Origin of the sequence: Vibrio kanaloae, assembly GCF_024347535.1 — a bacterium.
Classification (GTDB): Bacteria; Pseudomonadota; Gammaproteobacteria; order Enterobacterales; family Vibrionaceae; genus Vibrio; species Vibrio kanaloae.
On sequence record NZ_AP025497.1, the window covers coordinates 1,659,533 to 1,684,028 of the forward strand.

Consider the following 24,496-nt stretch of genomic DNA (forward strand, 5'->3'; position numbering starts at 1 on the left):
ACTAAATTTTAAATACGAAGTAACATAAGTGACATCATCATTAGCATGAATGTATCTACATTAGTCGATTATTAGAGGGCGGTTTGGCAAAGTAGCGAGGGATAAAATTTAAAGATTACGTAAAATTTAAGGAAAAAAAGCGAGCCTAGGCTCGCTTTTTAAATATTGCACTTTTGAATTACTGCCTTCCGGTAACTATCCGATCTATTTCTTGATCATATCCAGCATGATTGCAACAGACTCATCAAGATAAGCATCCGGGGCTTCATAGTCTTTAGGAATATCATCCAACGTTTTAAACGCCTCTAACTTAGCGGCTTTTTGACGTTGATTGATACGCTCTAAACGAAGTGCTTCCACATCATCACCTTCTTGCTTACGTACCTTTTCATTGAGAGAAAGGTCGTTGTCATCTTTATCTGACTTATATTTTTCAATATCTTGCGCGATAAAGCCAAACTCCATATCAGAAGCAACACGAGCTTGGTGTTTAGCGGTTAAAGTGAGGATTTTATCATCATTACGTTGTAACATTGAGTAATTAGCTTTATCAATACTGTCCCAAGGCAAAGCATTATCTTCAACGCTTTCCCCCGTATCATCTGACTCAATCGGTGTTGGGTAAGCAATATCAGGCACTACACCCTTGTTTTGCGTACTACCACCATTGATTCGGTAGAACTTCTGGATTGTATATTGAACGTAGCCCAACTCTTTATCAAACAAATCATAGATATGATTCAAAGAACGATGCTGTTGTACCGTTCCTTTACCAAAAGAGTTCTCTCCTAAGATGATTGCACGACCGTAATCTTGCATCGCTGCTGCAAAGATCTCAGATGCTGAAGCACTGTAGCGATTTATCAAGACCGTTAATGGACCTTGGTAACTGATTTCGCCATCAGTATCACTGTTCACCTTGACACGACCGTAGCTATCACGAACCTGAACAACCGGCCCCTCTTTGATAAATAAACCAGAGAGTTCGGTTGCTTCAGTCAATGCGCCACCACCATTGTTTCGGAGGTCTACGATAATACCTTCAACACCTTGCTGTTTAAGCTCAGTGATCAATTTATCGGTATCTTTAGAAAGGCCAACATAGAAACTTGGTACCTCTAGAACACCAATCTTCTTACCATCTTTCTCGATAACTTCAGACTTAACGGCACGGTCTTCTAAACGAATCTTATCGCGTACAATTGTGACAACGTGACTTTTTGCATCGTTACCTTCCGGCAAGATCTGTAGCTTAACTTTAGTCCCTTTCGGACCCTTAATCAGTTGCACTACATCGTCTAAACGCCAGCCGATAACATCCACGACTTCTTCACCGTCTTGGCCTACACCGACAATGCGATCACCATCACTCAATTGTTTGCTGTTTGACGCAGGGCCACCAGCAACTAACGAGCGAATAACGGTATAGTCTTCAGTCATCTGTAGCACTGCACCAATACCTTCTAGAGATAGATTCATCTCAGATTGGAATTGTTCTGCATTTCTTGGAGAAAGGTAACTGGTGTGCGGATCAACTTCACGCGCGAATGCGTTCATGTAGATTTGGAAAGCATCTTCGTTGTGCGATTGCGTAATACGCTTCATCGCATTGTTGTAACGCTTTTCCAAAACTTCTTGAATCTCTGGCCACTCTTTACCAGTAAGTTTTAGATTCAACGCATCGTATTTAACGCGTTTTCTCCAAAGCTCATTCACTTCAGCGATATCTTTTGGCCATTCAGCTTCACTACGATTAAGCTCAATACTTTCATCAGTATCAAACTTAATCTCTGTATCTAGCAAAGACAATGCATATTGAAAACGTTCAAAACGCTTCTGCATAGACAAATTATAAACATCGAATGCAATCTGGTTATTGCCTGCTTTCAGTTGATCATCAATTTGTGTAGATGACGCAGCGAAAGAGTCAATATCAGCTTGAGTGAAGATATTTCGATTATAGTCCAGCATCTCTAAATAACGATTAAAGATAGCTTGAGAGAAATCATCGTTGAGATTGAAGTGTTTGTAGTGAGAACGAGTAAATCGAGAAGTCACACGTTTACTAGCAGTTTCGTGTTGGGCCTCAGGAACGAGTAGAGGTAAATCGTCCTGAGATAATTTGGCTTCGAGAGCCTGAGTTGAAGCTGCTAGCCAAAAGCTAGCAGCAATCAATGTCAATTTTGAACGGCATTTCATGCGTAGGAGTATCTCCTTTAAGCGCGCAAGTGCTCCGCTTTAACAACCATTTGTAGGCCGTTTGCTAACTGAACACGCACATCTTCCTTATTGATTTCAACAATGGTCGCAGCCATGTTTCCTTTACCCATGTTCACATTTACTTCTTTGCCAGCGATAAATTCGTCAGCGTTCAAAGCGCGAGTTTCAACAGGCTTTTCGACTTTCGGTGCTTTAGGCGCTTGACGACGAGGCTGTTGAGCTTTCTTCGCCTTAGGTTTTGCTTTGCCTTCTTCACGAGCTTTTTGTGCTTGTTCTTTACGACGAGCTTGAACTTTCGCTTTGCTTTCTGCAAGTGTAGCTTTAGCGTGTTCTACATGCTCTTCTTCTAGTGTGCCACACGCGTTGCCGTCTAGGTCAACACGTTCCGCACCAGCTTTTACGCCGTGCAGGTAACGCCATGATGATGTGTACTGTCTTAACGCTGCACGAAGCTGAGTCTTACTTACTTTTTCGTCTTCATTTAGACGTTCAGCAAGATCTTGAAAAATACCAATTTTAAGTGGTTTAGCTTCACCTTCTAGAGTAAAGCATTTAGGGAAACATTCAGCAATATATGCGATAACTTCTTTGCTGTTTTTTAACTTTTCAGTGTTTTCCATGTGGGTTCCTGGTTTTTGCGGTTTTCCGCGAGCATTAAGAAAATATTTTTACGTATTATAAAGAGATGCTTGGGAAAAACCACAGTAAGAGAATAATTTATACCTTGTTCGCGTGCGAATTAAGCAGCTTTTCCACTTCTTCCATAAAAAATGTCAATCCATCCTCGTCGATTTGAGAGAAACGGCCAACATTTGGGCTATCGATATCTAAAACGCCCGCGACTTTTCCACCAATCGAGAACGGAATTACGATTTCTGAGTTACTTGCAGCATCACAAGCAATATGTCCTTCGAACTCATGAACATCATGAATACGTTGGACTGTATTTGTCGCAACCGCAGTTCCACATACACCACGCCCTACCGGGATTCGAACGCAAGCTGGCTGGCCTTGGAATGGACCTAGTATAAGTTCACCTTGTACCTCAGATGGGGTTTGCTTCATTAAATAGAAGCCCGCCCAGTTCAGATCATCCAATTCCATGAATAATAATGAGCTGATATTGGCTAGATTAGCAATAAGATCGGTTTCTGATTCAATTAATGCAACAGCTTGTTTGGTTAAGCGTTGGTAATGTTCTATTTTCATATTAACTTCCAATTAAATTGAGACTTCCATTATCAAGAGAACGCAGTAAAATGCGGCCATTAAACCAAATAGGACTTATTCTCATTACAATGAACAATTCAGAAGACACTATTAGCCGTTCTTGGTTAATAACTCAAGTAAAAAAACACAAGTCCAAATTACTGTTTGCTAACATTATTGCCATTTTTGCAACTCTCATAAGCGTTCCTATCCCGTTGCTAATGCCACTCATGGTCGACGAAGTTTTGCTTGATAAGCCCGCTTCTGGCTTAGAAATGATGAACCACCTACTTCCTTCATCGTTACAGACACCGACTGGCTATATCGCCCTGACTTTACTGTTAGTCATTATCATGCGTACGGCAAGCCAAACGCTGAATATTCTACAAGGACGTCAGTTTACACTCGTATCCAAAACGATCACCTATCAGATGCGCAGTAAGATGATAGATAAGCTTGGTCGTATCAGTATTAGACAATACGAAACTAGGGGCAGCGGCGGTATTAACGCCCACTTAATAACAGATATAGAGACTATCGATAAGTTCATTGGCTCTACCCTGTCTAAGTTTCTGATTAGCTTCTTGACGGTATTAGGGACAGCAATGGTTCTATTGTGGCTCGATTGGCGTCTTGGGTTGTTTATATTACTGGTCAATCCTGTTGTCATTTACTTTTCTCGTAAACTAGGTAGTAAGGTTAAACACCTTAAAAAGTACGAGAATCAATCTTTTGAACGCTTTCAGAATCGGTTGGTTGAAACGTTAGACGGAATCTATCAACTTCGCGCTGCTAATAAAGAGCGTATTTTCTTAGACGAACTTAAGGCCCAAGCAAACCAAGTAAGAGTCGATGCGGACAAATACGCATGGCAGTCTGAAGCCGCTGGTCGTTTATCATTCTTACTCTTTCTATTAGGTTTTGAACTGTTCCGCGCAGTCGCGATGCTGATGGTGCTATTTAGCGACCTAACTATCGGTCAAATTTTTGCGGTATTCGGCTATTTATGGTTCATGCTGGGCCCTGTGCAGGAGTTATTAGGGATTCAATTCTCTTGGTATAGCGCGAAAGCAGCATTACATCGTATCAATGAGCTTTTAATGTTAGAGGAAGAAAAACGTCCGATTAGTAAAGTCAACCCGTTTAATGAACATGAGGAAGTGACAGTCGACATCGAAAACGTTACCTTCTCTTACACGTTAGAAAACACTGTTTTAAATAAACTATCCCTACATATTCCGGCTGGTAAGAAAGTCGCTTTGGTGGGTGCCAGTGGTGGTGGCAAATCAACGTTGATCCAGTTGTTAATTGGGGTTTATCAAGCGGACTCTGGCTGTATACGCTATAACGGTGAAACGAGCGACGACATCAGCTTTGATGTGATTCGCAATCAAATTGCCGTTGTTTTACAGCAACCTATACTCTTTAACGATACATTAAGGCATAATCTGACCCTTGGTGCAGAATACGACGAAATGTCACTGTGGCGTGCACTTGAAGTCGCTCAAATGCAAGATGTTATCAAGCAACTGAATAATGGTTTGGATACTCCAATTGGTAGGAATGGCGTTCGACTGTCTGGCGGTCAACGACAGCGCTTAGCAATCGCCCGCATGGTACTGAGTAACCCCAAGTTTGTTATTCTTGATGAGGCGACATCGGCGCTAGATACGGCTACTGAGTCAGCTCTGCATAAAGCGCTAAGCGAGTTTTTGAAAGATCGCACAACTTTGATAGTGGCTCATCGATTATCAGCGGTGAAACAGGCCGATCTAATCTATGTTTTAGAAGATGGGCAAGTCACACAGACGGGAACACATGGTGAACTGGTTGAACAACAAGGACTATATCAAACACTTTATGGCAGTGTGCAATCGCACGCCTAATGTACGCGACCCTATACATTTAAGTCAGGTTAATGGCCTGACTTACGTTCTAACTTCGGAGGTCATGTGACCTCCTCTACCAACAATCCATCATCAGATAGGCCAACAACAAGCCATCTATTAAGTAAACACTTGTGCGATAACAGTAACGTAAGACTGTGCCAAGGCTGCGAGCTTCCTGTTGATAAAGTGGAGATATCACAAGGAAAATCAGCGTATTGTCCAAGATGTGGTACTCAGTTATATCGTGGTGGAACACCAAGTCTCTCTGGAAATTTAGCTATTGCTCTCACGTGCTTGCTGCTATTTATCCCCTCTCACTTTTTTGATTTCATTAGTATCCGTCTGATTGGAGTAATGATACCTGCGACTCTGCCATCCGGCGTGTTTACCTTGATGGGCGAAGGTTTCCCTTTACTTGGCTTACTTATCCTATTCTGTAGTTCTATTGCTCCTTTACTTGTCTGCGGTTCTGTTCTGGTCAGCCACTTATCGCTTCGCTTCAGACTTTTTACTCCGTTTCGTTACGCACTCACTATTGTCCAAACCCTTAAACATTGGATGATGTTAGATGTATTTTTAGTGAGTGTGGCGGTCTCATGCTTCAAGCTCCAAGATTATTCAGACATATTTGTCGGCCCTGGCTTGGCAGGTTTGCTCTTATTGCAACTGTTCAGTGTCTTACTGGTAAGTCGTATCAGCGTACGACGCTACTGGGAAGCGTGGACTAAAGAGTCGGACTACTCTTTCCCTGACAGTAAGAAAGTTCATTGCCACAACTGCCATATGTCTCAACCTGATGGACATGTGTGCGTACGGTGTCACCACGACTTATATCATCGCAAGCCCTACTCTATATACAAGACTTGGTCACTGTTATTCGCCGCTACAATCGCAATTATACCGGCCAATATTATCCCGATATCGATACTTATAACGAACGGTCAAAGGCTTGAAGACACGATTATTTCTGGTGTTGCGTCCTTAGTTAATAGTGATATGTATGGCATCGCCGCGATCATATTTATTGCAAGTATCGTAGTGCCAGTTGCCAAAATACTCGGCCTCACGTACATCTTAATTTGCATTCAAATGAAACGCGCGGTCTACCACAGGCAGCGTATGACGATTTATTTCATAGTAAAATGGGTGGGGAAATGGTCAGTCATGGACCTATTCGTCATTTCGATCATGATGACATTGATCGACCGTGGACAAATTTTAAACTTTACACCAGGTTATGGTGCTGTCGCTTTTGGCTTCGTTGTCGTGCTTACGATGTTAGCAGCCGAAAGTTTAGATCCTAGGCTAATTTGGGATAACTACACCTCTAAAGATGAGTCAGTGAATGAACAACGATAACCAATCACAAACATCATATTCACCAGAAGTGAGAAAAAATAAAGGTATTTCTCCTTTATGGATTCTACCAATTTTAACCGTCGTTCTGGCTGGTTGGCTGGTCATGAAGTCAATACACGATGCAGGACAACGTGTACAAATTTACTTCTCAGATGCTGCTGGCTTAGTCGCAGGCCGAACCACTATTCGCTACCAAGGTTTAGAGGTGGGTATGGTGCGAGACATAACTCTATCCAAGGATTTGTCTAGCATTTACGTCGATGCCGACATTTACCCTGAAGCACAACAGCTCTTATCAAAAGGCACGCGTTTCTGGTTGGTAAAGCCAACAGCGAGCTTGTCGGGTATATCGGGGTTGGACGCGCTAGTTTCAGGTAACTATATCGCGATTCACCCTAGTGAAACAAAAGAAGAGCCAGAAACCGTGTTTTATGCATTAGACTCTTCCCCTTCAGATTTATTAGCATCAGAAGGACTTAATATCTCACTAACGACAGAAGATCTTGGTGGTGTATCTGTTGGTTCTCAGATCGTGTACCGAAAAATCCCAATTGGAGAAGTCTACAATTACCAACTCAATAAAAATGCGAAATCTGTCACCATTCAAGCTGCGATCAAAGATGAGTATAGCCACATCATCACAGACCAAAGCCGCTTCTGGAACGTGAGCGGCTTGGGCGCCAGTATTGGTTTTTCTGGTGTTGACGTTCGCTTAGAGAGCTTAAGTGCCCTTCTTGGTGGCTCTATTGCGGTCGATTCCCCAGGAGAAGGCCAACCCGTCAAAATGAACACAAAGTTCAAACTCTATCCTGATTTAAAGACTGCAGGGCGTGGTATCTCAGTAAAAATCGCGGTACCTGATGATAACAAGATCAGTTCAACGGGTGCTCCTATCATGTACCGAGGTATTGAAATCGGTCAAATTACCGACTTGTCCTTGAGTGAAGGTCGGGAAAATGTTGTTGCATCTGCGGCAATCCAACCAGCATTCAGCGATTTCTTAAACAGCGGCAGTAAATTCGTTCTTGAAGAAGCCGAGCTATCTCTTACTGGCATGAAAAATATCGCCAACTTAGTGACTGGTAACTTCTTGACCTTAGTACCTGGAGAAGGCAAAAAAGCGCGTCGATTTACCGCTATTCGTAAAACCGAATACAGCCAAGAACAAGAGAAATCAGTGGCAATTCGCCTGACGTCAAACAATTCATTTGGCTTAGATGTGGGCACTCAACTACTTTACAAAGGCATTGCCGTCGGCTCTATCATCCAAGTAGGATTAGTCGATGGTGTTGGTAAGAGCTCTGATAAACACGAAGTGTTCATGGATGCATTGATCGATAATGAATACGCTCACCTTATCAAAAGCCACAACCGTTTCTTTGTGACAGGCAGTGCCACTGCAGAACTAACCGAATCCGGTTTAAGTGTTACGGTTCCACCTGCAAAACAGCTTCTTACTGGATCAATTAGTTTTGTGAGCGAAGGTAAACCTGAAGCTCGAGCTGACTACCAGCTTTTTCAAAGCAAGTCGCTAGCTGAAATTGCTAAGTTTAATCAGTCTGGGTCCAAAACTCTTTCGCTGTTCGCTAGTGAATTACCCTCGATATCTAAAGGAAGCCCGCTTCTCTACCGCAATTTACAAGTGGGTAGCATTTCTGATTTTCAGCTTGCTGATGGTGGTGTAAGAATCAAAGTTACGATCGAAAATCGTTACACTCACTTACTCAATAAGCATACCGTTTTCTGGAACCGGTCAGGCGTTGAAGTTGATGCGTCGCTATCGGGTATCAGTATTAAAGCTGCACCGGTTAAAACCCTTATTCAAGGCGGTATTGCTTTTGACTCTCTACCGGGAATCGATAACAAACTCGGCGATGTGTGGAAGCTTTATAAAGATTCGAAATCCGCTCGAAAATTTGGCCGCGCGATTACTATCACCTCTTCCGGCGATCTAGAAGTCAGCAAGGGCATGGCGATCAAATATAAAGGTGTCACTGTTGGTGAGGTTACTCTGGTGATTCCGAACTTCAACAAAGGCGGTATTGAAATTACCGCGCGTATCTTACCTGAGTACGTTGACAAGATTGCCGTGGCGAACAGTCACTTCTGGTTGGCAGAACCTGAGATTGGCCTTAACGGTATCAAAAACGTCTCTGCGCTGCTCTCTAAGCACATAAATGTAGATCCGGGCAAAGGCGAAAGAAACACGAAATTTAAGCTCAGCAAAGGACCAGTGCAGCCCGAAGGTAAGATATTCCAGCTACAAAGCGAAACGCGAGGCTCGGTATCTGAAGGCACACCTATCCTATTCCGTGAGCTAGAGATCGGCAGTGTTATCGATGTTCAGTTAGGCGAGTTTGCTGACCGCATCATCTCTACGATTCAAATAGAGCCAGACTACGCCTACCTAATCCGCGCAAACACTGTGTTCTGGAACGTATCGGGCGTTGATGTCTCTATCGGTCTCTCTGGTGCAAACATCAAAGCCGGAACGGTAGACAGTTTATTAAGAGGCGGAATTACCTTCTCAACGCCACCGACGAGTGAACTACAGCCAGTGGCAAGCGAAGACCAGTCTTTCTACCTATACCCTCAAGCAGAAGATGAGTGGAAGTCATGGAGAACCGCGATTCCTAGTCCATAGGGTGAACTCCCTGACCTTTCCGGAAGATTAATTCTTCATCAAAATGCAGCTATTCGGCTGCATTTTTGTTGTTTGCCGTAAATATTGTTTAGGACGACCTCTTTTTGCTTTAAACTCCCCCGCATTAATGCAATAAATCGAGATACTCTTTTGCACGCTAACGTATATATCCCAGAAGAATTCCTAACTCACATTAAAGGCATTATGCCAAGCCACTTAGACATGGCTTCTTTTATCGCATCTTGCCAAAAGCCACTTCGTAAAAGTATTCGAGTAAACACACTAAAGATCAGTGTCGGAGACTTTCTCGTACGTGCGAAAGATAAAGGTTGGGAACTGGAACCTGTGCCGTGGTGTGAAACGGGATTTTGGATCACCGCTGATGAAAGCGAGGCGCCTTTAGGCAATACAGCTGAACACATGTCTGGCTTATTTTATATCCAAGAAGCCAGCTCTATGATGCCACCTTCTGCATTGTTTCAAGGCGAAGAAGATTATCAAGCCGTGTTAGATACAGCTGCTGCACCCGGCTCTAAAACAACGCAAATCGCGGCGCTAATGAATAATCGCGGCGTACTGGTTGCCAATGAGTACGCAGCAAGCCGAGTGAAAGTACTTCACGCTAACATCGAGCGTTGTGGCGTTCGCAATACAGCGCTGAGCAATTTTGATGGACGTGTATTCGGCGGCTGGTTACCAGAACAGTTTGATGCCGTATTACTAGACGCCCCCTGCTCTGGTGAAGGTACGATTCGTAAAGACGCGGATGCGATGAAGAACTGGACGTATCAATCTGTAGTCGATATTGCCGACACGCAAAAAGACCTGATTGAAAGCGCATTCCAAGCTCTTAAACCTAATGGTGTTTTGGTTTACTCAACGTGTACGCTTAGCACCGAAGAGAACCAACAAGTGTGTTATCACTTAAAAGAGACCTTTGGTGACGCGGTAGAATTTGAATCTCTAGAATCCCTGTTCGACGACGCAAAAGCAACCACGACAGAAGAAGGCTTTCTACACATTTTTCCACAAGTTTATGACTCGGAAGGCTTCTTTGTTGCACGTATCCGTAAATTAGCGTCTGTTACTCCACCAGAAGTTAAAAAACGTATGGGTAAATTCCCATTTGAAAAAGCATCAAAGAAAACTCAGCAAGAAGTCGCTGAACAACTGATGAGCACTCTCGATATCGAATTGCCAAGCGATACTCAAGTTTGGATTCGCGACAAAGACGTTTGGCTATTCCCAGAAGCGCTAGAACCTATGATCGGTGAGTTCCGTTTTTCTCGCATGGGAATTAAGATCGCCGAAACCCATAAAAAAGGTTACCGCTGGCAGCACCAAGTGGCGACAACGCTTGCAACAGGTAATGAAGCTAATGTTGTCGAGCTAAGTATTGAAGATGCTCGTGAATGGTTCATGGGACGCGATGTTCGCCCTGAAAACTTGTCAGGAAAAGGTGAAGTACTAGTGAAGTACAATGGTGCAATCATCGGCCTTGGTAAGTGGATTGGTAACCGAGTGAAGAACGGTTTACCACGCGAACTAGTGCGCGATAAAAACCTTTTCTAAAAGCTTTCGCACTGAACACACTTTGATAAACAAAAAGCCCAAACAACGTTAATTGTTTGGGCTTTTTCTATTCTATCGGTCATGTAACTCAGTGTGCGAGCGCTTGTAAATCAACAACTAATTATATAAATATCAATTCAAGCCACTATTTCCAAAAAGAAAAATCACATTTTAGGGAATCTAAACTAGACTTCAATCTAATAGTCAAAAAATTAAAACGATTCGCGTAGGCTCTTCGGAGCCCTTTCCCCTAAGCCCAAACAGGAAGGTTTGGGCTTTTTTTTGACCGAGAGGGCCGCTTATTTAACTAAGCTGATACCTTCTTTGTCGATAGTGATCTTGCCAGATTTGTACAGACCACCAATTGTCTTCTTAAACGTACCTTTACTGGTTCTAAATGCAGAGAAAATAACCTCAGGAGAAGACTTATCATTCAAAGGCAAATAACCGCCTTTCTTCTCAAGCAGAGCAATAACCTTAATACTTAGATCATCCATTTTCTCCACACCAATCTTCTGAAGTGACAGATCGATTTTTCCATCTTCTTCACGAACGTTTTTGATGTAGCCTTTTAGTGTTTTACCAATGAACAGCTTACCGATGATGTCAGATGGGAAAATCATACCCCAGTGTTCACCGTTCACGATCGCTTTGTAACCAAGTTGGCTGCGCTCAGCGATAATGAGATCGACTTGCTCATTTTGCTTATAAGTCGCAGGCGTGTTGTCTAACCATTTATTGAACTTCGTTGTACCAACGATACGGCTCGATGCTTTATCGATATACACATATACTAAGATTGATTGACCTTCGTTTAAGCGGCCACGTTGCTCACTGAAAGGAACCAGTAGGTCTTTCCCTTTCACGCCCCAACTCATGAATGCACCAGTGCTGTTTACACCTTCGACAGTCATCAAGCCAAACTGACCCACTTGAGCAATAGGCTTTTCTGTGGTTGCCGCAATCTGGTTGTCAGAGTCAATGTATAAGAAAACATCTAGTTTTTGACCAATTTCCACACCTTCAGGAGTAAACCGTTTCGGAAGCAACACAGTTCCATAGTCACTAGCATCAAGGAATACACCGAACTCTGCTTGTTTTACTACTTCTAAATTGTTTATTTGACCAATATTAATCATCAAGATTGTCTCTACTTTAAATTTGGCGGAGATTATACGTGATCTCTGATATGCTTTCGCTAGTTTCATTCATATTTTTATATTCTAGGAGACATCGTTGATCACCGTCGATAAACAAGATGCGATAACACTTAAAATTAACCATGCAATGGCTAAGACAAAGAAGCTCGACATGGACGTTTATCTATTCATCCCCGGTGAACTCGGACTGACGCCTGAAGTACTGTCTGAAAGTGCCTTCTTTTACAGTTCAATTACTCAGCAACGAGCTTACTACAGTGATAAAACACTCTTGCCACTCGTACACAGCCGTTTGGCAAAACGCAGACGCTTATCAACCACACAATATCGTGTAAGTTTGAGTTTGTTTGCGTATCAGTATGTTATCGCTTTAGATAAAGCAGTCAGTAGTTTGAATAAAACCGATAGTGACAACGTAATGTCCGATGAGGTCGACGAAGTCATAGAGTTGGCGTTGGATATTTTGAAGAAGCTTCGTCGAAGTATTCCTTATGAAGAAAACCTCAAACGTTACTACGAAAACATTGATAACTACCTCTCTTGGTACACCGAGCAAAAATTTTTATCGCTGGTTTCACACATGCCACGCGGTAGTGAATATTCCACTATCAAAGAGCGTCTCTTAATACTCTGTGATAAGGAAACGGCTCACCGTCAACTCAATCGTTATAACTCAGCCAAGGTAAGAGAAGACGTTACTCGTCTGAGTAACAAAATGCGCTTACTGCGCCGCTTGATTGAGCACCCTATTGTTCTCAAAGAGAAAACCACATCACTGGGTAAAAACGTAAAGCGTGCCGTTAAAGGTATAGCTACAGGTTTAGTCATGGTAGTGGTTACCACAACCGTCATATTGGCTCGTGATTTCCTGGGGGAGATTACCGCTTCTTTCATTGTGTCTATGTCATTCATCTATGCTTTACGCGAGATATTCAAAGATGACTTAAGGGATATCCTTTGGCGTTGGCTTCGTAAAGGCAAACCAAGGTGGAAACGTCGCTACTTTGACCCAACTACCAACAAATTAGTCGGCCATAAGCTTGAATGGTTAGATTACGCAAACTTTTCTAAGTTAGCTGATCGCATTCAATTGCTCCGTAAGAGGCGGGTTGTACAGCGTGAAGAGCAGGTATTACATTATCGTTCGCACACAGAAATGTCGACATCTACATTTATGAGTGGTTACGAGGAGACTCGTGAAACGCTTTCTATCAGCCTAAGAGCACTGACACGTTTGATGGACAAGAGTTCAAATAAGGTTTATCGCTTGAATGAGGGGCAAGTCAGTCGAGAATCCGTTGAAAAGCGCCACCTTCTTAACTTGATCATCAAAGAAAACAACCACGATAGTGATCCAACATATTACCGTTGGAAAATAGTAATGAACCGTTCAAAAATTGTTGATATAGAGCAAATCACTCAAGAGTCTTAGCGTTGTACGGTATGCGGGAAGCAAAATCACATACCGCTCTTCCACTTATTCAAATTTCCATCAACTTCCGAGCTATTTCCTAGACGGGACTTTCTTGATCGAAAGCGTTAGCGTGAATTCGGCCATCGGTTCATCACCATGCAAAGATGGACAGGTAGCGGTAATAGTCACGGGTTGGTTAACACGCGCTCCAGTCGAGATCGTTTCGGCTAGCATAGTATTGATGAGCTCACCGTCGTTACATGTGAAATGTACGTCACCTTCAGGGCGTTTCAAAAAGTTGCCTGTTACCTCTTTAAACGCCAGAGAAATCTTCTCTCCCTGCTGCTGGGATTTACTCATAGCAAGAAAGCCTCCCGCGACATCAGCTCCCACTGCTAGTACACCAAAATACATACTATTTAAGTGGTTCTTAGTTCTTCTTTTTAGAGGAATCTTAAGCTCAACATGCTGATCATCAAGAGCGAGTAACTTCGGCCTACACAACCAAATTAACGGCACTTTAAACATACCAAACATAGTTAAGTAGAGATTAGCTTTTTGTAGATTAGTTAGCATCCAAGTCACCTAGCACTATTAGTCATCTGACCAGTTAATAGACTCAAGATAGCAATGTCAAAAAAATGTTACAAAAAAGAGATATCATCTAACGATAATATCTCTTTCATTCTCGAAGAATTAACGCTTCAAGCAAACTTATATCGCTGGGCTTATTAGTCTATGCGGTAACAACCGTATCAACACCTTCAAGATCGGCAATGTAACCTTGTAATCGAGGATAATCTACCAACCCTTGAGTCACTAGCAATACTGGTTTCTTAACATGAAGTGTTGCTTTAACGATCATGTCCAATAAGGTAATAACCGCTTCGTTCTGGGGATCAAAGGCATGTTGTTGTGCTTCATTTTGCTTATCTACACCTAAAGTGAAAGACGCTAAACTATCGATATTCACTACCGTGCCATCAAAGTAATGCAATAATCGTTCACTCAAAATTACAGCTGATGGCACATCGCACGAAAACAACACTTTCAAGCCATTCAACCCACGAGGTAGCCCTTGTTCGGCAAGTAAATCGATAATCTTAGCAGCATCACTTAATGCTCGAACGTAAGGAGCAACGATTTCAACGTTAATGCCCTGCTCTCGCAGCGTTTTGATTACCTGACACTCAAGTGCGAATGCCTTACTGTATTCTTGTGTTGCGTAGCGACCTACACCACGAATACCAAGCGCTGGATTAATTTCTTCTGTTTCGCAACTCCCGCCCAACAAAGAGCGAAAACTGTAACTATCTGCATCGCTCAAAGCAATACGTACCGTCTTGTGATGGGGTTGCACTGCTGCTTGAATCGCTATAACGAGTGTTGAAACAAAATGTTCATCGACACTCTTATCACCAAGAATGGCATTTAGCGACGTTTTCTCAATGTCAGAAAGTGTTTCAAAGTGAGAGCCAATGCTTGGATGATAAAAAACACGCTCCATGACCAATTCAGATAGTGAAACGTATAAGTGATTGGAATTATGATTATCGTTATAAGAAGGCAGCACATCGCCTAAAACAAGTTCTGGGTGCAAAGTGCTTTGATTTTTTTGAGTCATTGCTGCTCCAGCATTTTTTATGTTGTGTTCAAACGAAAGTACCGATAGCTGCCTGTTAATACAAGTGAAAATCCTTTATTTAGCATTGGCACACGGATAAAAATAAGAATATTAGCAATAACAGAGATAACTTTGACTTAGAGAGTTTATTCCTCTGTTCAATTCCGTTATCTTAACCACTTCGCAATAGAATAAAAAACTATCACATGCCATTAAAAACTGATGAGTTGAGAACCCAAGCTCTGGGTCCTATGCCAACTCCTGCCGAATTAGGCAATGCACACCCTATTACTGATGACGTTGCTGAACGCATTAAAAATTCTCGCCGCCAAATCGAAGATATCCTAACGGGTCGTGATAACCGCCTATTAGTTATCGTAGGCCCTTGCTCTGTTCACGACACAGAAGCCGCACTTGACTACGCTGAGCGCCTAAGTCAGATTCAAGAAAAATACAAAGATGAGTTGTTCGTTGTAATGAGAACCTACTTCGAGAAGCCACGTACTGTTGTCGGTTGGAAAGGTTTGATTACCGATCCCAATCTTGATGGCTCATACGCACTTGAAACAGGCTTAAACAAAGCTCGCAAACTTCTGCTTGATATCAATAAGCTTGGCCTTGCTACTGCGACTGAATTCCTTGATATGATCACTGGTCAATATATTGCAGACCTTATTACTTGGGGCGCAATCGGCGCTCGTACGACTGAATCTCAGATTCACCGTGAAATGGCTTCCGCACTTTCTTGCCCTGTGGGTTTTAAAAACGCAACGAACGGCAATATCAAGATTGCTATTGATGCGATTCGTGCTGCACACGCTTCCCACTACTTCTACTCACCAGACAAGAATGGCCGCATGACAGTTTATCGTACTGCTGGTAACCCATACGGTCATATTATTCTACGTGGTGGTGATAAGGGCCCTAACTTCGATGCTGAATCTGTAGATACTGCATGTAAGCAACTTGCCGAGTTCGATCTTCCTCAGCGCTTAGTTGTAGACTTTAGCCACGCAAACTGTCAAAAGCAGCACCGTAAACAGTTAGAGGTTGCGCAAGATATTTGTGAACAGATAAAATCTAACAAGAATCAAATTGCAGGCATCATGGCGGAAAGCTTCATTGTTGAAGGCAACCAGCCAATGACAGACATCAATAACCTAGAATACGGCAGGTCTATAACTGACCCATGCCTAAGCTGGGAAGATACCGCAACAATGCTAGACATGCTTGCAACGGCAATTAAAGATAGAAATTTAGCTTAAGGACACAACACAATGCCATCATTTGACATTATCTCTGAAGTAGAATCAGTAGAACTACGCAATGCTGTAGACAATGCTAACCGAGAACTATCGACTCGTTTCGATTTCCGTGGTGTAGAGGCTAGCTTTGATTACAAAGATGAATCAGTAAAACTGAGCGCTCAAGACGATTTTCAGCTAAAGCAGATGCGCGATATTCTTCGTAGCAACCTGACAAAGCGTAATGTTGATCCTAACGCGATGGAAGCAAAAGCTGCTGACCAAACAGGTCGAACTTGGCACCAAACGGTTATCTTTAAACAGGGCATCGAAACTGACGTTGCTAAGAAAATCGTTAAGCTAATCAAAGACAACAAAGTAAAAGTTCAAGCTTCCATTCAAGGTGACAAGGTTCGTGTCACAGGTAAGAAACGTGATGACTTGCAAGCAGTCATGGCTTTAGTTCGTAACGGAGAACTTGGTCAACCTTTCCAGTTTGACAACTTCCGTGACTAATCACACTGGTTATATCCAGCGGATTTTGTTTACTATTCACCTTTTGTTTGCTCTTGATTAAACAGCAAAGTATGGTTTTAAAATATCAAAAAGCCACTTCCTTATGGGAAGTGGCTTTTTACTTGTGTGATTATTTTGATTGGAGCCTCCCAGCTGATTTTAAGTAACTAGAAGGCTCTCACCTCAACTGAGTATTTTAGCAGAAGAAAGTTTTAGGTCTTTACCGACTAAAAGGTTGAATTCAACGCTCGCTGGTGGAATAAACACACACACTCGCAATTTATCTACTCTTGCTTTCTCAAGTTTGGTAGATAACTCTCCGCTGTTAGCATAACCTTCTCTTTCTGCATCTCGACGGCACAAGTCAATAAACTCGAATGGACAATCGCTCGGGGAAAGGACTAACTCTGCCTCTTGCATCAAACGTAAGGCCTTCATCGGTAGCAACTCTACATCTTGCCCGAATTCAACCCAGGTTACCTGACCTTCGGTATCAATGCCCTCAGCTAACGCTTGTTGATAGTATAACTCTAACTGATCTCTGTCAGCCACCTGCTCAATAAGGCTGGATGATAAGAATCGCTCCCAAAATTTACGACGATCATCAACGGTAGGAAGAGATTCTTTTATCGAGTTACGTTTTGATGCACCAAAGTCTGCGATTAAACCGATGTTCTGAGGAAGCACCGTTTCGAGTTTTTCTCTAATATTTCTCACCAAAACAGGTGACGCTCCACCACTTGAGATCGCAATCTGAATTCTCCCACGATTAATCATTGATGGAGTGATAAAATCACAGTAAGGCAAATCATCAACCACATTGACTAAAACACCGAGTTTTTTCGCATCATTATATACTTGATGATTCAGGCTCGGATTATCTGTAGTGGCCCATACCTGCAGGTAGTCTTTCGAAAGAATTTGTGACGAGTAAAAGTTTTGAACCCAGTGAAGCTTACTCTCCTCTACAAGCTTACTTAAGTATGGTGCTACCTTGGGAGAAACCAAAGTCACATTAGCACCTGCTCGTAATAAACTGTCAACTTTTCGGCAAGCAACCTCACCCCCACCAACCACTAGAATTGGTTTATTTTCTACATCCAGAAACATTGGGAAATAACGCATGTTCTTCCTTGAGAGTACTGCAATAACTATTCAGCCATGCTACCAAATTTGGAGCATATTAATAACTAGCAAAGTGTAATAAAAATATTTATTGACCAAATTTCAATCTTTTTAAGGATTTATATTTCATCGTTAACGGCTAAGTTAAGAAGATTTATCTACACGATTATCAATATTAAAATCTAAATCTCGTTGCACCAACAGTGTGAACCGTTGCACTATTTACATTCAGTTAACATTTAGCCATCCTAGTTGTGTTGGGATTTGTGGTTTCTTTCAAAATTCTTTTTAAATTATACATTTGTGAAACTACGAATCCTTTCCTAACCTTATAAATAGTTGTTTAAACCACACAAAGCTTTATTTGCATAATGCAATTTTTTTGATTTAAACAACAAGGTCACAGTAAAAGCAATACAGCTAGAAAAACAAAAACGAGCACGAGTATCAGGTGTCACCTGGTTAACAAGGAAGGATACAAATGACAAATAAACTAACACTTCTTGCTTCAGTAGTCGCTGCATCAACTGCGCTTATGGCAACATCAGCATCAGCTGCAGAAAGCACACTGGACAAAGTCACATCTCAAGGTTTTTTAACTTGTGGCGTAAGTACGGGTCTTCCAGGTTTCTCTAACCCTAACTCAAAAGGTGAGTGGGAAGGAATCGATGTTGAGTATTGTCAAGCTCTTGCAGCGGCTGTACTCGGAGATAAAACTAAAGTTAAGTATGTACCTTTGACTGCAAAAGAGCGTTTCACTGCCCTTCAGTCTGGTGAAATAGACGTACTATCTCGTAACACGACATGGACGCTGCATCGTGATACCGCTTTAGGTCTAAATTTCGTCGGTGTTAACTATTACGACGGTCAAGGCTTTATGGTGAAAAAAGAGTTGGGTCTTAAGAGTGCTCGAGAACTTGATGGTGCTTCGGTGTGTGTTCAGTCAGGTACAACAACAGAACTCAACCTAGCTGATTACTTCCGAAATAGTGGTATGTCTTATAAACCTGTAGTATTTGATACCGCTGCTCAAACCTCTAAAGGTTTCGATGCTGGTCGCTGTGATGCACTTACCACTGACCAATCTGGTCTTTACGCACTTCGTTTGAACTTAGCTGATCCTAAGTCTGCGCAAGTACTTCCTGAAATCATCTCAAAAGAACCACTAGGTCCTGTTGTTCGCCAAGATGACGACAAGTGGTTTAACGTGGCTAAATGGACTCTTTCTGCGATGATCAATGCTGAAGAGTACGGTATTTCTTCTAAAAATGCAGATGAAATGCTTAAGTCAAAAGATCCAAACATCAAGCGTATTCTCGGTGTAGACGGTCCTAAAGGCAAAGGCCTTGGCATTCGCGACGATTGGGGTTACCAAGTAATTAAGCAAGTTGGTAACTACGGTGAGAGCTTTGAGCGCACTGTTGGTACGGGCTCTCCACTTCAGATTTCTCGCGGTGTAAATGCACTTTGGAATGCGGGCGGCTTTATGTACGCTCCACCAATCCGTTAATAAGATTATAAACATCAATTAGGGCGGAGGTTTCCGCCCTCTTTATTAAATGGATTTGAGGTTATAGCAGTATGAAACCTAATGAAACTCCTTCGCCATCTCAGGCGAAGCCGAAAACAAAGAGTGCCAACCTTCTTTACAACCCGACTTTCCGCTCTGTTGTGTTCCAAGTCCTTGCTGTTGGAGCTCTCGCAGCGTTAATTTATACCATCATAAATAACACGCTCACGAACTTAGACGCCCGTGGAATTGCCACTGGTTTTGACTTTTTATCCCAAGAGGCTGGTTTTGGTATTGGCCTAACACTTATCGAATACGATGAAACGTTCTCTTACGGCAGAACTTTCTTCGTAGGTTTACTTAACACGGCACTTGTATCTATTCTTGGCATCATATTAGCCACTGTCATTGGTTTTAGTATGGGCATTGCGCGACTTTCTTCGAATTGGTTAGTAAGTCGCTTTGCCGCCGTTTACATAGAAATATTTCGAAATATTCCCCTTCTTTTACAGATCTTTTTTTGGTATTTCGCAGTGCTGCAAGCTCTTCCGTCAACTCGTCAAAGTATGAGTTTAGGTGAAGCGATCTTCCTTAACGTTCGTGGTTTATATTTCCCAGCACCTATCTTTGAACAAGGTAGTAGTATTGTTATCATCGCGTTTATTGCTGGTATTATTGCCACATTTTTTATCAATATTTGGGCTAACAACAGACAAAAACTCACCGGTCAACAAACACCGATGGGGCGCGTTGCGACGGCTCTAATTATTGGTTTACCACTAGTGACATATTTTATTATGGGCATGCCTATTTCGGCCGAATATCCGGAGCTTAAGGGTTTTAACTTTAAAGGTGGCATTAGCATAATTCCAGAACTTGCCGCATTAATGCTTGCCTTAAGTATCTATACAGCGTCTTTCATAGCTGAGATTGTACGATCAGGTATCAATGCTGTAAGTCACGGTCAAACTGAAGCAGCGATGTCCCTTGGTATTCCTCGCTCTCGCACTCTTAAGCTTGTCATCATTCCTCAAGCACTAAGAATTATTATCCCACCATTAACCAGTCAGTATCTAAATCTGACCAAAAACTCGTCACTGGCCATGGCAATTGGTTATCCAGATCTTGTTTCTGTTTTCGCAGGTACAACTTTGAACCAAACCGGGCAAGCGATTGAAGTAATCGCAATGACCATGGGCGTTTACTTGACCTTAAGTCTGTTAACGTCAGCTGTAATGAATATATACAACCGCAAAGTAGCGTTGGTGGAGAGATAAGATGAGTACACATCAATTTCAACCAGACCTTCCGCCTCCAGCGAATACCGTTGGACCTGTTGGTTGGTTAAGAAAAAATCTATTTAATGGCCCTATTAACAGCGTAGTCACTGTAGTTCTTGCTTACTTTGCTTTTACCCTGTTGTGGGCAATTACTGATTGGGCATTTATTAGTGCCGATTGGATAGGAACAACACGTGATGCTTGTACAAGTGAAGGGGCTTGTTGGGTTTTCATTAGTGTTCGCTGGGATCAGTTCATGTTTGGCTTTTATCCTGAAGCAGAACTTTGGCGGCCTCAACTTTTCTATATCACACTAGCTATATTTGTCGTTTTACTCGCTTACGAAAAAACACCTAAACGTACTTGGATTTGGCTTTTCTTTGTAAACATTTACCCATTCCTTATCGCAGGTTTGTTATATGGTGGTGTTTTCGGCCTAGAAGTCGTAGATACACATAAATGGGGAGGATTGCTAGTTACGCTAATCATTGCTCTCGTCGGCATCGTTGTTTCATTGCCAATTGGCGTGGCTTTAGCACTAGGACGACGCTCCGAGATGCCAATAATCCGCAGTATGTGTACTGTTTATATCGAAATTTGGCGCGGCGTACCGCTAATTACGGTTCTATTCATGGCCTCAGTAATGCTTCCGCTTTTCCTCTCTGAAGGAACTGAAACAGACAAATTGATTCGAGCTTTAATCGGTGTCGTTTTATTCAGTTCAGCGTATATGGCAGAAGTAGTTAGAGGCGGTTTACAAGCCATACCAAAAGGGCAATATGAAGCCGCAGACGCACTTGGCCTTAGCTATTGGAAGAAGACGGGATTAATTATCCTTCCTCAAGCATTAAAAATTACAATCCCTTCAATCGTTAATACCTTCATTGGGTTATTTAAAGATACGAGTCTTGTCTTAATTATCGGTATGTTTGACGTACTAGGAATTGGCCAAGCCGCGAATACCGACCCTGAATGGCTTGGGTATTCAACAGAAAGTTATGTATTTGTCGCGTTAGTGTTCTGGGTGTTTTGTTTTGGCATGTCGAGATATTCGATATGGTTAGAAAACAGACTTCACACCGGTCACAAACGATAATTAACAAGATCAAGGACGTATTATGACGCAGCAGACAGAAAACAACTCTCAAGGTCTTATGATCGAGTTGAAAGACATGAATAAATGGTACGGTGAATTCCACGTACTTAAGAACATCAATCTAGAAGTTAAAAAAGGTGAGAAAATCGTTATCTGTGGTCCTTCAGGATCTGGTAAATCAACGATGATCCGTTGCATTAACCGATTGGAAGAACACCAAAAAGGTCATATCTTCGTTTCAGGTAATGAATTAACGGAAGATCTAAAGAACATCGAAGCTGTTCGTCGAGATGTAGGCATGTGTTTCCAACACTTCAACCTCTTCCCACACTTGACAGTTCTAGAGAACTGCACTTTAGCGCCTATTTGGGTCAAGAAGATGCCTAAAGACGAAGCCGAAGCGATAGCAATGAAGTACTTAGAACGTGTTAAAATCCCAGAGCAAGCGGATAAATTCCCAGGTCAGCTTTCTGGTGGTCAACAACAACGTGTAGCTATCGCTCGCTCTTTGTGTATGAACCCTCAAGTGATGCTGTTTGATGAACCAACGTCGGCGCTCGATCCAGAAATGGTTCGTGAGGTGTTAGACGTAATGGTTGAGCTTGCAGAAGAAGGCATGACGATGCTTTGTGTAACGCACGAGATGGGTTTTGCTAAAGAGGTCGCGGATCGCGTTATCTTCATGGATGCCGGTGAAATCATCGAAGAGAACAACCCTGTCGATTTCTTTGAAAACCCACAATCAGACAGAACGCAGAACTTCTTAAGCCAAATCTTACACCACTAATGTGTTATGATGCATAAACTACAGAGGCGGCTTAGGTCGCCTCTTTGTTTTTCAAATTTATAGATAGTTTTTAAAGTTTTAAGTAACTGAATAGAACGCCCAAAGGTTGACCATCGTATCTTAGCTATACTCAATTACAGTCTAAAGAAATACTTTGTTACACCTTCAGAAACACTTAACCGACTATTTTGATTATTATTTTACGTATACAAGAGGAATGAGAGACTTGATTTTTCGAACTTTCACCCCCATAAATGTACTAATAACTATTGAAGTCACCTTACGAGGAAGATTATGAACAGCCCTATGTTTTCACGCACAGCATCTCAAGAAAGTGCTCTGCAAACCAATAAAGTGTTGCGTAACACCTACGCTTTACTGTCTATGACACTACTTTGGTCTGCTGTTGTAGCAGGCGTATCCATGGCGATGAACCTTCCTCGCCCGGGTCTTATTATCATGCTGGTTGGCTTCTACGGCCTACTTTTCCTAACAGAAAAGAACCGTGACAACAGCATGGGTCTAGTCTTCACATTCCTATTTACAGGTTTCTTAGGCTACACCATCGGTCCAATCTTAAACATGTACGTTGGCGCAGGTATGGGTGATGTCATCCTAACTGCACTTGGCGGTACAGCACTGGCATTTATGGGCGCATCTGCTTACGCACTAACAACTAAGCGTGACCTGTCGTTCCTTAATGGCATGCTATTAGCTGGTTTCGTAGTACTACTTGTAGGTATGGTTGCAAACATCTTCCTACAAATGCCTCTACTATCATTGGCAATGAGCGGTATGTTCATCCTATTCTCGACTGGTGTTATCTTGCTTACAACGCAAAACATCATTCGTGGCGGTGAAACAAACTACATCTCTGCAACGATCAGCTTGTATGTATCGATCTACAACATCTTCATCAGCCTACTAAGCATCCTAGGCATCATGGGCAGCGACGACTAATCGTTCCCATCATTGAAGAATATCTAGCCCAAGAGCCTATCTCTTGGGCTTTTTGTATCTATAAGTGCGATATTTCATTAGATAGCTACAATTTCTGTTGAGAAAGATAAACTTGGTCATGTACCCTATCCACATTGTTAATTGGATTCTGGATTAAACATGTTTGAATATAACGGCAAGCACATCGAAACCGACGCTCAAGGCTACCTATTGGATTACACGCAATGGGAAGAAGGTATGATTGAAATTCTTGCTCAAGACGAGGCCATTGAACTTACGGATGCACACTTAGAAGTCGTACATTTTGTAAGGAGCTTTTACGAAGAGTTCAATACCTCACCAGCGGTTCGCATGCTAGTTAAAGCAATGGAAAAAGCCCACGGCCCAGAAAAAGGCAACAGTAAATACCTTTTCAAGTTATTCAAAAAAGGCCCAGCAAAACAAGCAACCAAGCTCGCCGGTTTACCTAAACCAGCAAAGTGCTTGTAGAACCCGATCTGCTTTACGCCATTAAGTTACGTTCGATATAAATACTGTAGTGCTATAACTACAGTATTTTAAACGTCCCTACGCGTACGTCCTGGCGCTCACTATCTTTCACTTGATGCATCACTACCTTGTCTACTGTTGCGCTCGAAGGGCCAATATTGAGCCAAGTATGTAACTTCTCTATTTGCTGACTCTCTCCGACAGCTAACACTTCAACTCGACCATCATTTAAGTTCTTTGCATAACCTGAGAGACCCATAGCTTGCGCCTGCCTACTGGTGTGGTAACGAAACCCAACACATTGAACTACGCCTGACACGACAAAAATATATTGTGAACTTTCCATAACGTTGCCTCATAAATTATATGAATGATATAGTCGAGCTTCTATTCATTCA

At 42.3% G+C, this 24,496-nt stretch carries 21 protein-coding genes; 13 read left to right on the forward strand and 8 right to left on the reverse strand.

Features of this window, described 5'->3' with window-relative positions:
- Nucleotides 1-204 precede the first annotated feature (204 nt).
- The 3 genes from prc to OCV24_RS07825 all read right to left on the reverse strand — a co-directional run bounded on the left by prc (nucleotide 205) and on the right by OCV24_RS07825 (nucleotide 3,429).
- The gene (prc, locus tag OCV24_RS07815; protein WP_137027051.1) at nucleotides 205-2,199 is read right to left on the reverse strand and encodes a carboxy terminal-processing peptidase; all 1,995 of its coding nucleotides are present in this window, start codon (nucleotides 2,197-2,199) and stop codon (nucleotides 205-207) included.
- Between the two features lie 17 nt (nucleotides 2,200-2,216).
- Nucleotides 2,217-2,840, reverse strand: coding sequence for an RNA chaperone ProQ (gene proQ / locus OCV24_RS07820; RefSeq protein WP_017057223.1), 624 nt, complete (start codon nucleotides 2,838-2,840; stop codon nucleotides 2,217-2,219).
- Nucleotides 2,841-2,937: 97 nt separating this feature from the next.
- On the reverse strand, nucleotides 2,938-3,429 hold the full coding sequence (locus tag OCV24_RS07825) for a GAF domain-containing protein (RefSeq protein WP_017057222.1): 492 nt from the start codon (nucleotides 3,427-3,429) through the stop codon (nucleotides 2,938-2,940).
- Nucleotides 3,430-3,518: 89 nt separating this feature from the next.
- Between OCV24_RS07825 and OCV24_RS07830 the strand changes: the two genes are divergently transcribed.
- The 4 genes from OCV24_RS07830 to rsmF all read left to right on the forward strand — a co-directional run bounded on the left by OCV24_RS07830 (nucleotide 3,519) and on the right by rsmF (nucleotide 10,893).
- Nucleotides 3,519-5,315 (forward strand): ABC transporter ATP-binding protein, encoded by a 1,797-nt coding sequence (locus OCV24_RS07830; RefSeq protein ID WP_017057221.1) that lies wholly within the window; start codon nucleotides 3,519-3,521, stop codon nucleotides 5,313-5,315.
- A gap of 66 nt (nucleotides 5,316-5,381) precedes the next feature.
- Nucleotides 5,382-6,677 carry a paraquat-inducible protein A gene (locus OCV24_RS07835; RefSeq protein ID WP_077680346.1) on the forward strand — a complete coding sequence of 432 codons (1,296 nt, stop codon included), beginning with the start codon at nucleotides 5,382-5,384 and terminating at the stop codon, nucleotides 6,675-6,677.
- The gene (locus OCV24_RS07840; RefSeq protein WP_150877992.1) at nucleotides 6,664-9,321 is read left to right on the forward strand and encodes an MlaD family protein; all 2,658 of its coding nucleotides are present in this window, start codon (nucleotides 6,664-6,666) and stop codon (nucleotides 9,319-9,321) included. The genes OCV24_RS07835 and OCV24_RS07840 overlap by 14 nt, the downstream gene beginning before the upstream one ends.
- 150 nt (nucleotides 9,322-9,471) lie before the next feature.
- Nucleotides 9,472-10,893, forward strand: coding sequence for a 16S rRNA (cytosine(1407)-C(5))-methyltransferase RsmF (gene rsmF, locus OCV24_RS07845; RefSeq protein ID WP_102506636.1), 1,422 nt, complete (start codon nucleotides 9,472-9,474; stop codon nucleotides 10,891-10,893).
- A 299-nt stretch (nucleotides 10,894-11,192) separates the two neighbouring features.
- On the opposite strand, the gene OCV24_RS07850 is transcribed toward rsmF, so the two are convergent.
- Nucleotides 11,193-12,101 (reverse strand): CvfB family protein, encoded by a 909-nt coding sequence (locus OCV24_RS07850; protein WP_102508022.1) that lies wholly within the window; start codon nucleotides 12,099-12,101, stop codon nucleotides 11,193-11,195.
- Nucleotides 12,102-12,129: 28 nt separating this feature from the next.
- Between OCV24_RS07850 and OCV24_RS07855 the strand changes: the two genes are divergently transcribed.
- Entirely contained in the window at nucleotides 12,130-13,485 is a 1,356-nt protein-coding gene (locus OCV24_RS07855) for a hypothetical protein (protein ID WP_137008125.1), read from the forward strand.
- 72 nt (nucleotides 13,486-13,557) lie between these two features.
- On the opposite strand, the gene OCV24_RS07860 is transcribed toward OCV24_RS07855, so the two are convergent.
- Both OCV24_RS07860 and OCV24_RS07865 read right to left on the reverse strand, forming a co-directional pair.
- Nucleotides 13,558-14,043, reverse strand: coding sequence for a PaaI family thioesterase (locus OCV24_RS07860; protein ID WP_017057215.1), 486 nt, complete (start codon nucleotides 14,041-14,043; stop codon nucleotides 13,558-13,560).
- Between the two features lie 160 nt (nucleotides 14,044-14,203).
- Complete coding sequence (locus tag OCV24_RS07865; RefSeq protein WP_136980486.1) at nucleotides 14,204-15,091, reverse strand: putative PEP-binding protein; 888 nt, start codon at nucleotides 15,089-15,091, stop codon at nucleotides 14,204-14,206.
- 206 nt (nucleotides 15,092-15,297) lie between these two features.
- Between OCV24_RS07865 and OCV24_RS07870 the strand changes: the two genes are divergently transcribed.
- On the forward strand, nucleotides 15,298-16,356 hold the full coding sequence (locus tag OCV24_RS07870) for a 3-deoxy-7-phosphoheptulonate synthase (RefSeq protein WP_017057213.1): 1,059 nt from the start codon (nucleotides 15,298-15,300) through the stop codon (nucleotides 16,354-16,356).
- Between the two features lie 12 nt (nucleotides 16,357-16,368).
- Nucleotides 16,369-16,851: a YajQ family cyclic di-GMP-binding protein gene (locus tag OCV24_RS07875; protein WP_017057212.1), complete on the forward strand. Its 483-nt coding sequence runs from the start codon at nucleotides 16,369-16,371 to the stop codon at nucleotides 16,849-16,851.
- A gap of 183 nt (nucleotides 16,852-17,034) precedes the next feature.
- Here the strand turns inward: OCV24_RS07875 and OCV24_RS07880 are convergent, their stop codons facing one another.
- Nucleotides 17,035-17,976 (reverse strand): precorrin-2 dehydrogenase/sirohydrochlorin ferrochelatase family protein, encoded by a 942-nt coding sequence (locus OCV24_RS07880; protein ID WP_017057211.1) that lies wholly within the window; start codon nucleotides 17,974-17,976, stop codon nucleotides 17,035-17,037.
- 481 nt (nucleotides 17,977-18,457) lie between these two features.
- On the opposite strand from OCV24_RS07880, the gene OCV24_RS07885 reads away from it, so the two are divergent.
- The 6 genes from OCV24_RS07885 to OCV24_RS07910 all read left to right on the forward strand — a co-directional run bounded on the left by OCV24_RS07885 (nucleotide 18,458) and on the right by OCV24_RS07910 (nucleotide 24,098).
- Nucleotides 18,458-19,486: an amino acid ABC transporter substrate-binding protein gene (locus tag OCV24_RS07885; RefSeq protein WP_017057210.1), complete on the forward strand. Its 1,029-nt coding sequence runs from the start codon at nucleotides 18,458-18,460 to the stop codon at nucleotides 19,484-19,486.
- Between the two features lie 71 nt (nucleotides 19,487-19,557).
- On the forward strand, nucleotides 19,558-20,763 hold the full coding sequence (locus OCV24_RS07890; protein ID WP_017057209.1) for an amino acid ABC transporter permease: 1,206 nt from the start codon (nucleotides 19,558-19,560) through the stop codon (nucleotides 20,761-20,763).
- A 1-nt stretch (nucleotide 20,764) separates the two neighbouring features.
- Nucleotides 20,765-21,862 (forward strand): amino acid ABC transporter permease, encoded by a 1,098-nt coding sequence (locus tag OCV24_RS07895; RefSeq protein WP_077680342.1) that lies wholly within the window; start codon nucleotides 20,765-20,767, stop codon nucleotides 21,860-21,862.
- Nucleotides 21,863-21,884: 22 nt separating this feature from the next.
- The gene (locus tag OCV24_RS07900) at nucleotides 21,885-22,649 is read left to right on the forward strand and encodes an amino acid ABC transporter ATP-binding protein (RefSeq protein ID WP_017057207.1); all 765 of its coding nucleotides are present in this window, start codon (nucleotides 21,885-21,887) and stop codon (nucleotides 22,647-22,649) included.
- Between the two features lie 294 nt (nucleotides 22,650-22,943).
- Nucleotides 22,944-23,609, forward strand: a complete 666-nt coding sequence (locus OCV24_RS07905; RefSeq protein ID WP_017057206.1) for a Bax inhibitor-1/YccA family protein — start codon at nucleotides 22,944-22,946, stop codon at nucleotides 23,607-23,609.
- A gap of 159 nt (nucleotides 23,610-23,768) precedes the next feature.
- A complete protein-coding gene (locus OCV24_RS07910) occupies nucleotides 23,769-24,098 on the forward strand; it encodes a TusE/DsrC/DsvC family sulfur relay protein (protein WP_150877990.1) in 330 nt (109 codons plus the stop codon).
- Between the two features lie 58 nt (nucleotides 24,099-24,156).
- On the opposite strand, the gene yccX is transcribed toward OCV24_RS07910, so the two are convergent.
- Nucleotides 24,157-24,444 (reverse strand): acylphosphatase, encoded by a 288-nt coding sequence (gene yccX, locus OCV24_RS07915; RefSeq protein ID WP_137027019.1) that lies wholly within the window; start codon nucleotides 24,442-24,444, stop codon nucleotides 24,157-24,159.
- Nucleotides 24,445-24,496: the final 52 nt, after the last annotated feature.

Coding starts and splice junctions, on each gene's coding strand:
- prc (WP_137027051.1), bottom strand. CDS start 2,199: ATGAAATGCCGTTCAAAATTGACATTGATTGCTGCTAGCTTTTGGCTA.
- proQ (WP_017057223.1), bottom strand. CDS start 2,840: ATGGAAAACACTGAAAAGTTAAAAAACAGCAAAGAAGTTATCGCATAT.
- OCV24_RS07825 (WP_017057222.1), bottom strand. CDS start 3,429: ATGAAAATAGAACATTACCAACGCTTAACCAAACAAGCTGTTGCATTA.
- OCV24_RS07830 (WP_017057221.1), top strand. CDS start 3,519: ATGAACAATTCAGAAGACACTATTAGCCGTTCTTGGTTAATAACTCAA.
- OCV24_RS07840 (WP_150877992.1), top strand. CDS start 6,664: ATGAACAACGATAACCAATCACAAACATCATATTCACCAGAAGTGAGA.
- OCV24_RS07850 (WP_102508022.1), bottom strand. CDS start 12,101: ATGAAACTAGCGAAAGCATATCAGAGATCACGTATAATCTCCGCCAAA.
- OCV24_RS07860 (WP_017057215.1), bottom strand. CDS start 14,043: ATGCTAACTAATCTACAAAAAGCTAATCTCTACTTAACTATGTTTGGT.
- OCV24_RS07865 (WP_136980486.1), bottom strand. CDS start 15,091: ATGACTCAAAAAAATCAAAGCACTTTGCACCCAGAACTTGTTTTAGGC.
- OCV24_RS07870 (WP_017057213.1), top strand. CDS start 15,298: ATGCCATTAAAAACTGATGAGTTGAGAACCCAAGCTCTGGGTCCTATG.
- OCV24_RS07875 (WP_017057212.1), top strand. CDS start 16,369: ATGCCATCATTTGACATTATCTCTGAAGTAGAATCAGTAGAACTACGC.
- OCV24_RS07880 (WP_017057211.1), bottom strand. CDS start 17,976: ATGCGTTATTTCCCAATGTTTCTGGATGTAGAAAATAAACCAATTCTA.
- OCV24_RS07885 (WP_017057210.1), top strand. CDS start 18,458: ATGACAAATAAACTAACACTTCTTGCTTCAGTAGTCGCTGCATCAACT.
- OCV24_RS07890 (WP_017057209.1), top strand. CDS start 19,558: ATGAAACCTAATGAAACTCCTTCGCCATCTCAGGCGAAGCCGAAAACA.
- OCV24_RS07895 (WP_077680342.1), top strand. CDS start 20,765: ATGAGTACACATCAATTTCAACCAGACCTTCCGCCTCCAGCGAATACC.
- OCV24_RS07900 (WP_017057207.1), top strand. CDS start 21,885: ATGACGCAGCAGACAGAAAACAACTCTCAAGGTCTTATGATCGAGTTG.
- OCV24_RS07905 (WP_017057206.1), top strand. CDS start 22,944: ATGAACAGCCCTATGTTTTCACGCACAGCATCTCAAGAAAGTGCTCTG.
- OCV24_RS07910 (WP_150877990.1), top strand. CDS start 23,769: ATGTTTGAATATAACGGCAAGCACATCGAAACCGACGCTCAAGGCTAC.
- yccX (WP_137027019.1), bottom strand. CDS start 24,444: ATGGAAAGTTCACAATATATTTTTGTCGTGTCAGGCGTAGTTCAATGT.